The organism is Bradyrhizobium sp. STM 3809, assembly GCF_000239795.1.
Taxonomy (GTDB): Bacteria; Pseudomonadota; Alphaproteobacteria; order Rhizobiales; family Xanthobacteraceae; genus Bradyrhizobium.
The window spans coordinates 1-8,838 of sequence record NZ_CAFJ01000492.1 but is presented as its reverse complement, the minus strand read 5'-3'; the positions used below and the strand labels follow the sequence as shown (position 1 = coordinate 8,838).

Here is an 8,838-nt window from a genome sequence, read left to right as displayed (position 1 = left end):
GGACATGGTCCGCCCATTGATGGTGAGATTAGGCATGTGGTTTCTTCCCCGCCCGGCGTGCGACTTCGCTTACGGCGAAGTTCGGTTTGTGAACGCTCGGCACCCACCGGTTCGATGCCAGCCAGGACGAAAGAATGATCGCGTTGGCCCCGCGACGCAACGGGATTTGGAACGACCGCTTGCGAAATGAATCGGCATTTTGCGTTGTGCGGCGCGGAAGCGCTGGGATGGCAGCGCTGCCCGGGCTAAGAGAAATCGTCTTGGTCGCCGGCGAGGGAGAGAGGTCAGCTGATGAGAATACCTGCGTCGGGACGGCGCCGCGTTGCGCTCAGCCTCTCCTTGCTGCCGGCTGGCCTGTTGATTGCAGGCGCTGCCGAAGCGAGGGAGGCGCCGCCGGTCGCCGAGACCCGCCCGCCTTTCACAGCGACGTTATCCAACGTGTCGCCGCTTGCCTTCGGCATGGATGTCGGGGAGACATCGCGCGTGCTGGCGCAGCCGCTGATCTATCTCAACGGCACGCCCGGGAACGAGACCTTTCTCGCCTTGCGCAATCTCGGCGGCAGCGGACTGGTCCCGCATCATCACCGCCTGTTCCTCAAGTTCCGCAAGGGCCGGCTGACCGGCTGGAAAGAGGACTACGGCACCAACTGGATGTGGCGCTGAAGCGCGCCATCGCGACGTGGTATTACCTGGTATAAGGAGTCAACGTGGGACAGGACATCAAGCTCACCGCATCGGACGGCTTCCAGCTCGGCGCCTATCGCGCCGACCCGTCCGCGCCGCCCAAGGGCGCGCTGGTGGTCATCCAGGAGATTTTCGGCGTCAACCATCACATCCGCAACGTCTGCGACCGCCTCGCCGCGGAAGGCTATGTCGCCATTGCGCCCGCGATCTTCGACCGCGTCGAGCCCAACTTCACCTCGGGCTACTCGCCGGATGAGATCGCCGTGGCGCGGAAATTCGTCGCCAATCCCGATTGGCCGGCCATGCTGCGCGACACCCAGGCCGCGATCGACGCGGTGAAGAGCACAGGACCCGTCGGCATCATCGGCTTCTGCCTCGGCGGCAGCATCGCCTATGCGGCCGCGACCAAGCTCACCGGGCTGAAGGCCGCCGTCGGTTACTATGGCGGCGCCATCGTGCGCTTCGCCGACGACAAGCCTTCCGTCCCGACGCAGCTGCATTTCGGCGAGAAGGATGCCGGCATTCCCCTCACCGACGTCGAGACCATCAAGGCCAAGCGCCCCGACGTCGAGATCTTCGTCTATCCCGGCGCCCAGCACGGCTTCGGCTGCGACGAGCGCGCGAGCTACGACAAGCCGAGCTCCGATCAGGCCTGGTCGCGCAGCCTGGCGTTCTTCGCGCAGCATCTGCGCTGAAGGTCTATCCAACGTCATTGCGAGGAGCCAACGGGTCCGCGCAAAGCGCGGCCCGATGACAGGCTCCGCGACGAAGCAATCCAGGGCCGCGCGCGCAGCCCTGGATTGCTTCGCTTCGCTCGCAATGACGACGGGTGGAGCATCGCGCTATCGCGCAGCGATCGGTCTTCGCAGCCGGACCATCAGAACCAGCGCTCGCCGACCTGGATCGTATCGCCGGGCTTGAGCGACGTACCCAACGGAACCTCGTAGCGCGCCGCGCCTCCGGCATCGGTGTGGGTGAGCGTCACCATGTCCCGCTTGGCTCGCGGCGAGAAGCCGCCGGCGATGGCGATCGCGCTCTCGACGGTCATGTTGGGCACGTAGGGATATTGGCCGGGCGCCTGCACCTCGCCGAGGATGAAGAACGGCCGATAGGACTCGATCTCCACCGCCACCGACGGCTCGCGGATGTAACCGTTGCGCAGCTTGGCGGTGATCTCGGCAGCAAGACCTGCCGTCGTGCGGCCACGCGCGGGAACGCTGCCGATCAGCGGCATGGTGATCGAGCCGGACGCATCGATCGCATAGGTGTTGGTCAGGCCTTCCTGGCCGTAGACGACGACGCGCAGCTTGTCGCCGGCATCGAGATGATACGCCGAGTCGGACCGTGCCGGCGCATAGCCGACCGGCATGACCGCAGCGCCGCGCGGGGCGGCGGCGAACGAGTTGCGAAGCGCGGGAATCGCTCCGCCCTGCCCGGTGGCGGCAACCGGGCCGGTCGAAGGAGTTCCATAGGCCATGGCATCGAGATCGCTCTGCGGCTGGCCGACGGCGACGGGGGAGGCCGTGTGCATGCAGCCCGACAGCAGGACCGTGGAGAGGATGGCAATGACCGGAAGGAAATACGCGCGCACTCGAACAATCCCTGAAGGAGGATGTGCCCTAGTCATGCGCGGTTAAGGTTAACAAACCGTTGGCGCGTGTGGCGGGCGTGACACACAAGTGCATCGCTGCAGCGAGAGCCAAAGAAAGACCCTCTCCCACGGCGTGGGAGAGGGTTTGGGTGTTCAGTCAGTGCGACGGATGCCGCCGGCCTCAAGCACTCACGCCGACGCCGATCGGACAGGCGACGCCGGTGCCGCCGAGGCCGCAATAGCCGGCCGGATTCTTGGCCAGATACTGCTGATGATAGTCCTCGGCGAAGTAGAACGGACCGGCCGGCGCGATCTCCGTGGTGATGGCGCCGAGGCCCTTGGCGCGCAGCGCCTGCTCATAGGCCTGCTTCGAAGCCTCGGCCGCCTCGCGCTGGGCCTCGCTGAAGGTGTAGACCGCCGAGCGATATTGCGTGCCGACGTCGTTGCCCTGGCGCATGCCCTGGGTCGGGTCGTGGCTTTCCCAGAACGTCTTCAGGAGGCGCTCATACGAGATGACCTTGGGATCGAACACGACGAGCACGACCTCGGTATGCGCCGTCAGGCCTGAGCAGACCTCCTCATAGGTCGGGTTCGGCGTATGGCCGCCGGCATAGCCGACCGCGGTGACGTGGATGCCGTCGCCGAGCTGCCAGAACTTGCGCTCCGCGCCCCAGAAGCAGCCGAGCCCGAACACCGCCTGCTCGAGGCCGGCGGGATAGGGCGGCAGCAAGGCGCGGCCGTTGACGAAATGCTTGGTGGCGGTCGGGATCGGCTGGGCGCGGCCAGGCAGCGCCTCGGCGGCGCTCGGCATGGCGGTGGGCTTGCGCATGAAGAACATGGGCTGTCTCCGGGCATGGCATCCGCCCGCCGGAGATGGTCCGGCGGCGCGATGCGTCACTGTGGGATTATATAGGTCTCTACGCCCCGGACCGCAGCGATGTTACGCCGCGCAGCCGCCGTCAGTCGCGGCCATAGCCGATCAGCGGCCGGCGCGGGCGGAACAGCAGCATCAGCAGGATCCCGACCACGCCGAGGACGGCAAAGACCGGCTGATCCAGGAACGCCCGGACGATCCAGTCCCACAGGAACGGGGCCTTGGCCTCGACCCAGGCCTTGAAGGCGGCCTGACTGGACTGGTGGACGTCGTTCCAGAGCTGGCCGAACCGGGTAAACTGCAGGGTCTGGTCGGCGACCCAGCGGGCCCCGTCATACACCAGGAAGATGAAGCTTCCGGCCAGCAGCAACAGTCCCACCAGGCGGAAAAAACCGCGGATCATGCCTCACCTGCCTTATCTTGCTTGCCCGGACGGGCAGCAAGGCCATAGCGGGGGCTCCTTGGAAATTCAACCTCGTCAGGGGCTTAGAACCGGCCTTGGCGCGGCTCCGGGGTCGCCTTCGGCTTCCGAGACCGTTGACGCTCGCGGCCCCTGCCCCTATAAGGTCGCCAAAGGCGGTGGGCGCGATCCCGCCGCCGCTGTTCTTTGAGCAGCGCCGATCCGCCGAGCAGACCCGCTCCGGTCATGGCATTCTCAGAGAGGCGTCCGAACAACCCACCGCGTCGATGGGGCCGCGTCAAGCGGGCCGCGCGCGTACCCGCAAATTGCGGCGACTGCTCGCCGTCGAAGGATATTTGAGAGCATGGCCAACACGACCTCCGCGAAGAAGGCGACGCGCAAGATTGCCCGCCGCACCATCATCAACAAGTCGCGCCGGACCCAGATGCGCGGTGCGGTCCGCTCCGTCGAGGACGCGATCAAGAAGGGCGACCGCGAGGCCGCGCTGAAGGCGATGGCCAATGCCGAGCCGCAGCTGATGCGCGCCGCGCAGCGCAACATCATTCACAAGAACAACGCCAGCCGCAAAGTCTCGCGCCTCGTCCATCAGATCGCCAAGCTCGCGAAGTGACGCGACCGATCGACTGACGAACTATCAAGATGCAAACAGCCCGGCTCCCGCCGGGCTTTTCTTTTGAGCCGTGGCTTGTGTGCGCTCGCGACTCGCTCGCATATCGTTTGCAAGGCACTTCAGACTCTATCTCCGGCGATATCACAACATCGCTGCGATCTCTGCGCGTATTGGAACGCATGCGATGTCGTGCCAGCCTGACACGTTCCGTACTCCTACGTGACGTTCCGTAATTTTACGCGGTGACAATTTTGTCTCACCGGAAACAACAGCGAATCTGCGCGCGATGCCGTGCCCTCGCTGTCAAGAGCGTGCGATGCGCCGTTCACTTCGCGCACGCGATGCGGCGGGAGTTACCCGCGTCAAGTAATCGCGAAAAACATCGGCTCGAAAATGACTTAAGCGCATAGCGCGACGAAGTGTTTGGAAAAGCGGTCGAGCTTGGCCGGAACGTAAAAAAATTATGAAGAAATTTTGGGCAGACCATGTTGTTTGTCACATCCGAGATTCCTCGCGATGATTCAAAACCTTGCTTTCTTAACGCCGAGCACCGCGCCGCGAGCGCTGCGAAGACTCGTCGCAAGCGTACCGATCAAATGGATTGCGAGTCCCGGCGCATCGTGTATTTCTTAAATCCACTCGCGGCGCCCACGATCTTGAGACCAGCGCGGTTTTAGAAATGGGGGCGGACGTGCAAATCGGCGGCGGTGTGCGCGTTGGCGACGCTTTCAAAAGCGATGGCCGGAATTGTACCCATAGTCATATGGGGAACGGGAGAACTTTGTCGAAATTTCTCGGGCACAACATCATCGTTGCGCCGTTTTGAACAAGAGAAATACGACAGCGCTCCAACCGGCTGACGCTTGCGACGGCTTCGCTCAGTGAGTGGACAATGGACGGGATGTACGGCGTTGCGACTGAATCTTGGGGTTCGGACGCAGGTGCCTATGGGACATGTGCGATATGACAACTTGCCGTGAGCAATTGCGGTGAGGCGGGGAGGTTGCATGCTTTACGGACACATCGCTGTTAGACATCAAGAGCTGGTTCCGGATCACGCCACCTTAGCGGTCAACACCACCAGCACGGCCATCGGTCCTCCCCTCCGCGCGCATCCGAGTATGCGCTGACCTCGCAGAGAACACCCTCGACCAGCATTGATCTGCCCAACGGCGTACGCGCCGGACGGTGAAGCTTTGCCTGGAGTTGAGCCTCCGCTCGAGGTCTCTCCGCGCAGACTCGTCCCCTCACGGGACATCTGCACGGCGATCACGACACCACCACTCAATTCGAAAAGTTGCGACTGCCATGACAAATTCGGAACAGGAACGCTGGTCTCGCGTGAAAGGTCGGCTGCGCTCGACCGTCGGCGAGGACGTCTATACGAGCTGGTTCGCCCGCATGGACCTCGAAGCCGTCCAGGACGAGAGCGTGCATCTGTCGGTGCCGACGCGCTTTCTGAAGAGCTGGATCCAGGCGCATTATGCGGAGCGCGTGCTGTCGGCATGGCAGGCCGAGATGCCGGAGGTGCACCGCATCGACCTGTCGGTGCGGACCGCGATGCGCTGTGCCGCGCCCGCCAAGGAAGCACCCGCCCCGGTCGAGACGCGCCGCGCCGAACGCAGCGACGCAAGGCCGGTTGCCGATACCCGCGCACCGGTGATGACTCCGGTCGCCGCCAGCCATGATGCGCTCGGCGGCTCGCCGCTCGATCCGCGCCTGACCTTCGCGAGCTTCGTCGTCGGCCGTGCCAACACGCTGGCGCACGCCGCCGCCCGTCAGGTGGCCGACGGCCGTCGCGGCGACCCCGTCATGTTCAATCCGCTCTACATCCATGCCGGCGTCGGCCTCGGCAAGACGCATCTGCTGCAGGCGGTGACCTGGGCCGGCAATGCCGGTGGTGAGCGCAAGGTGCTGTACCTCACCGCCGAGAAATTCATGTACGGTTTCGTCGCGGCGCTGAAATCGCAGACCGCGCTCGCGTTCAAGGAAGCGCTGCGCGGCATCGACGTCCTCGTGATCGACGACCTGCAGTTCCTGCAGGGCAAGTCGACCCAGGCCGAGTTCTGCCACACGCTGAACGCGCTGATCGACGCCGGACGCCAGGTGGTGATCGCGGCCGACCGGCCGCCATCGGATCTCGAGAGCCTCGACGACCGTGTCCGCTCGCGCCTGGCCGGCGGCCTCGTCGTCGAGATGGCAACGCTCGGCGAGGACCTGCGCCTCGGCATTCTCAAATCGCGTGTCGCGGCCGCCCGCGCCCATCATGCGAGCTTCGACGTGCCGGAGCCGGTGCTGGACTATCTCGCCCGCTCGATCACTCATAACGGCCGCGACCTCGAGGGCGCGATCAACCGCTTGCTCGCTCACTCCAAGCTCAACAACCAGCCGGTCACCCTGGAGATGGCCGAGCGCGAGGTCCGCGACCTGGTTCGGCCGCAGGAGCCGAAGCGGATCAAGATCGAGGACATCCAGCGCGTCGTGGCGCGGCAATACAATGTCAGCCGCTCGGACCTGCTGTCCTCGCGTCGCACCGCCAACGTGGTGCGCCCGCGCCAGGTCGCGATGTACCTGGCCAAGACGCTGACATTGCGCTCGCTGCCCGAGATTGGCCGCCGCTTCGGCGGACGCGACCACACCACGGTGCTCCACGCCGTCCGCAAGATCGAGGCGCTGGTCGGCAAGGACGTCGCGCTGAACGACGAAGTCGAGTCGCTCAAGCGCCAGCTGCAGGACTAGCCTGCCCGATAGGCCAGCCCGATGAGCCAAGGGGGGCGCGGACAGAAGGTCCGGCCCCAGGCGCCGCCATCCCTGCTCCAGACTCGCCATGGAAAGCGGTCCGCATTGTCGCGGAAACGCCTGCCGAAACATGGGAAATCGGCCCGCGCTCCCTTGCGCTTGGGCCTCATCCGCGCCACTTTACGCCTCCCTCTCACGCTCCTGGACGCTGAAAAAGCGCCGTTCGGGCGCGAGGTGCCATCGGCCGCGGCGCTGTTCCAGCCCGCCGGCATTCCAGGACAAGCTCAGTTGGGAACGGGCGGGTAGTGCAATGAAAGTAACCGTCGAACGCGCGCAGCTCCTGAAGTCGCTGGGCCACGTCCATCGGGTGGTCGAGCGGCGGAACACCATTCCGATCCTGGGCAACGTGCTGGTGCGCGCCGAGAATGCCCGCTTGTCGCTGCGCGCGACCGACCTCGACCTCGAGGTGACGGAGACGCTCGCCGCCGAGACCGCCACCGCCGGCTCCACCACCGTGCCGGCGCACATGTTCTACGACATCGTGCGCAAGCTGCCGGACGGCTCGCAGATCGTGCTGGAGAGCGACGGCGAGCGTGCCGTGCTGGCGATCCGCGCCGGCCGCTCCAAGTTCACCCTGCAGACCTTGCCCGAGAGCGACTTCCCGGATCTCGCCGCCGGCGAGATGACGCACGCCTTCGGCGTTCCCGCCAAGGACATCAAGAGCCTGATCGACCGCACGCAGTTCGCCATCTCGACCGAAGAGACGCGGTATTATCTGAACGGCATCTACCTGCATGCCGGCGGCACCGCCAAGCAGCCGACCTTGCGCGCGGTGGCCACCGACGGCCACCGGCTTGCGCAGGTCGATCTGCCGCAGCCGGCCGGCGCCGCCGAGATGCCCGGCGTCATCGTGCCGCGCAAGACCGTCGGCGAGGTGCAGCGGCTGATCGAGGACAATGACAGCGAGGTCAGGATCGAGCTGTCGCAGGGCAAGATCCGCTTCACCCTGGGCCAGGTGGTGCTCACCTCTAAGCTGATCGACGGCACCTTCCCGGACTACGGCCGCGTCATCCCGCAGAACAACGACAAGGAGCTCGTCGTCGACAAGGCCGATTTCGCCGCCGCCGTCGACCGCGTCTCCACCATCTCGAGCGAACGCGGCCGCGCCGTGAAGCTGGCGCTCTCGGCCGGCAAGCTCGTGCTCTCGGTCACCAATCCGGACTCCGGCAGCGCCACCGAGGAGCTCGAGGTCGAATACGCCTCGGACGCGCTCGATATCGGCTTCAACTCGCGCTATCTGCTCGACATCGCCGCCCAGATCGAAGGCGAGGTCGCCGTGCTGCGCCTCGCCGATCCCGGCTCGCCGACCCTGATCCAGGACCGCGACAACAGGAACGCGCTGTACGTGCTGATGCCGATGCGGGTGTGAGGCGCGCCGCGAGTTGCTGCGCAGGGTGGGCCAAGCGAAGCGTGCCCACCATAACCAACTAACAAAAAGTGGGCACGGCGCTCCGCGCCTTTGCCTACCTTACGAGCCAAGGACGCACCGCCAGACCGAACCAACTCTCGTCATGGCCGGGCTTGACCCGGCCATCCATCTCAGCACATGGCCTACTGGGTGTACATTCTCGCCAGCAAGCCCGGCGGCACGCTCTATGTCGGCGTGACCAACGATCTCGTTCGGCGCGTTCATGAGCATCGCGAAGGTTTGGCTGAGAGCTTCACAAAGCGCTACGGCGTCAAGCGGCTGGTCTATTTCGAGGCGCATGAGACGATCGCAGCAGCCTTGCAACGAGAGAAGAACATCAAGCACTGGTCACGCGAATGGAAGATCGACCTGATCGCCAAGGACAATCCGGACTGGCGCGATCTCTATGATGAAATAGTCCGCTGACGCGGACGATGGATTGCCGGGTCGA

The 8,838-nt window shown here is 65.0% G+C and carries 9 protein-coding genes; 6 read left to right on the top strand and 3 right to left on the bottom strand.

All coding sequences use genetic code 11. From position 1 onward, the window contains the following. The first annotated feature begins 291 nt into the window (after positions 1 to 291). A complete protein-coding gene (locus BRAS3809_RS22690) occupies positions 292 to 663 on the top strand; it encodes a hypothetical protein (protein ID WP_008964372.1) in 372 nt (123 codons plus the stop codon). Positions 664 to 707: 44 nt separating this feature from the next. Continuing rightward, positions 708 to 1,379: a dienelactone hydrolase family protein gene (locus tag BRAS3809_RS22685; protein WP_008964371.1), complete on the top strand. Its 672-nt coding sequence runs from the start codon at positions 708 to 710 to the stop codon at positions 1,377 to 1,379. A gap of 182 nt (positions 1,380 to 1,561) precedes the next feature. On the opposite strand, the gene BRAS3809_RS22680 is transcribed toward BRAS3809_RS22685, so the two are convergent. The 3 genes from BRAS3809_RS22680 to BRAS3809_RS22670 form a co-directional block, all read right to left on the bottom strand. Beyond that, positions 1,562 to 2,275, bottom strand: a complete 714-nt coding sequence (locus BRAS3809_RS22680; protein WP_008964370.1) for a polysaccharide biosynthesis/export family protein — start codon at positions 2,273 to 2,275, stop codon at positions 1,562 to 1,564. A gap of 181 nt (positions 2,276 to 2,456) precedes the next feature. Beyond that, positions 2,457 to 3,113: a peptide-methionine (S)-S-oxide reductase MsrA gene (msrA, locus tag BRAS3809_RS22675; RefSeq protein WP_008964369.1), complete on the bottom strand. Its 657-nt coding sequence runs from the start codon at positions 3,111 to 3,113 to the stop codon at positions 2,457 to 2,459. Between the two features lie 121 nt (positions 3,114 to 3,234). After that, on the bottom strand, positions 3,235 to 3,552 hold the full coding sequence (locus BRAS3809_RS22670; RefSeq protein ID WP_008964368.1) for a hypothetical protein: 318 nt from the start codon (positions 3,550 to 3,552) through the stop codon (positions 3,235 to 3,237). Between the two features lie 361 nt (positions 3,553 to 3,913). Here BRAS3809_RS22670 and rpsT point away from each other — a divergent pair, with 361 nt between their 5' ends. From rpsT to BRAS3809_RS22650, 4 genes are all read left to right on the top strand, one after another. Further along, complete coding sequence (gene rpsT, locus BRAS3809_RS22665; protein WP_008964367.1) at positions 3,914 to 4,180, top strand: 30S ribosomal protein S20; 267 nt, start codon at positions 3,914 to 3,916, stop codon at positions 4,178 to 4,180. Between the two features lie 1,308 nt (positions 4,181 to 5,488). Next, a complete protein-coding gene (gene dnaA / locus BRAS3809_RS22660) occupies positions 5,489 to 6,919 on the top strand; it encodes a chromosomal replication initiator protein DnaA (RefSeq protein ID WP_008964366.1) in 1,431 nt (476 codons plus the stop codon). A 310-nt stretch (positions 6,920 to 7,229) separates the two neighbouring features. Next, the gene (gene dnaN / locus BRAS3809_RS22655) at positions 7,230 to 8,348 is read left to right on the top strand and encodes a DNA polymerase III subunit beta (protein ID WP_008964365.1); all 1,119 of its coding nucleotides are present in this window, start codon (positions 7,230 to 7,232) and stop codon (positions 8,346 to 8,348) included. A 177-nt stretch (positions 8,349 to 8,525) separates the two neighbouring features. Then, the gene (locus tag BRAS3809_RS22650) at positions 8,526 to 8,813 is read left to right on the top strand and encodes a GIY-YIG nuclease family protein (RefSeq protein ID WP_008964364.1); all 288 of its coding nucleotides are present in this window, start codon (positions 8,526 to 8,528) and stop codon (positions 8,811 to 8,813) included. Positions 8,814 to 8,838 lie beyond the last annotated feature (25 nt).

Excerpts from the sequence above, each read along its gene's own strand:
- msrA (WP_008964369.1), bottom strand. The coding sequence starts at position 3,113 with ATGTTCTTCATGCGCAAGCCCACCGCCATGCCGAGCGCCGCCGAGGCG.
- BRAS3809_RS22650 (WP_008964364.1), top strand. The coding sequence starts at position 8,526 with ATGGCCTACTGGGTGTACATTCTCGCCAGCAAGCCCGGCGGCACGCTC.
- dnaN (WP_008964365.1), top strand. The coding sequence starts at position 7,230 with ATGAAAGTAACCGTCGAACGCGCGCAGCTCCTGAAGTCGCTGGGCCAC.
- rpsT (WP_008964367.1), top strand. The coding sequence starts at position 3,914 with ATGGCCAACACGACCTCCGCGAAGAAGGCGACGCGCAAGATTGCCCGC.
- BRAS3809_RS22670 (WP_008964368.1), bottom strand. The coding sequence starts at position 3,552 with ATGATCCGCGGTTTTTTCCGCCTGGTGGGACTGTTGCTGCTGGCCGGA.
- dnaA (WP_008964366.1), top strand. The coding sequence starts at position 5,489 with ATGACAAATTCGGAACAGGAACGCTGGTCTCGCGTGAAAGGTCGGCTG.
- BRAS3809_RS22690 (WP_008964372.1), top strand. The coding sequence starts at position 292 with ATGAGAATACCTGCGTCGGGACGGCGCCGCGTTGCGCTCAGCCTCTCC.